The organism is Vibrio sp. Y176 (assembly GCF_033438945.1).
Genome location: NZ_JAWOQS010000390.1, coordinates 1 through 773, shown reverse-complemented (window position 1 = coordinate 773; position 773 = coordinate 1). Strand labels below are relative to the sequence as shown.

The following is a 773-nucleotide window of genomic DNA, read 5'->3' as shown; positions in this document are numbered from 1 at the left end:
GTGGTTACGCTTGGGAATTCACGGGTGAATTTCTCAATGTTTTCGACTTTTGCTCCGCGCCAACCGTAAATCGATTGGTCATCGTCACCCACAATCATCACGTGACACTCAGGCCCTGCCATCATGCGTAGCCAAGCGTATTGGATATTGTTGGTGTCTTGGAACTCGTCAACCAGAATGTGTTTAAAGCGTGCCTGGTAGTGCTCGCGGACAAACTTGTTATCGCGCAGTAGCTCATGAGCGCGAAGCAGAATTTCTGCGAAGTCGACCAAACCTGCACGGTCACACGCTTCTTGATAAGCGGTGTATAGCTGCAAGTAGGTCTTGGTCACGGGATCGTGGTAAGCATCGATATGTACTGGGCGCAGACCTTCGTCTTTTTTTCCGTTAATCCACCAAGCCACTTGGCGTGCAGGCCACTGCTTTTCATCCAGATTTTGTGCTTTGATCAGACGCTTCAGTAAACGTTGTTGATCGTCGCTGTCGATGATTTGAAAGTCTTCAGGTAGCTTGGCATCAAGATAGTGCGCGCGCAAAATGCGGTGACAAATACCGTGAAAGGTACCATTCCACATGCCTGACGCACTGCCCATCATCAACTCTTCAATACGGCCACGCATCTCCGCTGCCGCTTTGTTGGTAAAGGTTACCGACATGATTGAGAATGGAGACGCTTGTTCTACCGACATCAACCAAGCGATACGGTGAACAAGAACACGAGTCTTACCACTCCCTGCACCAGCAAGGACGAGCAAGTTTTCTAGAGGTGCTGC

At 49.8% G+C, this 773-nt stretch carries 1 protein-coding gene; it reads right to left on the bottom strand.

Annotated elements, in window-relative coordinates:
• The coding region (locus R7O13_RS26240; RefSeq protein WP_318305125.1) for a UvrD-helicase domain-containing protein at positions 1-773 on the bottom strand (773 nt) is incomplete at both ends.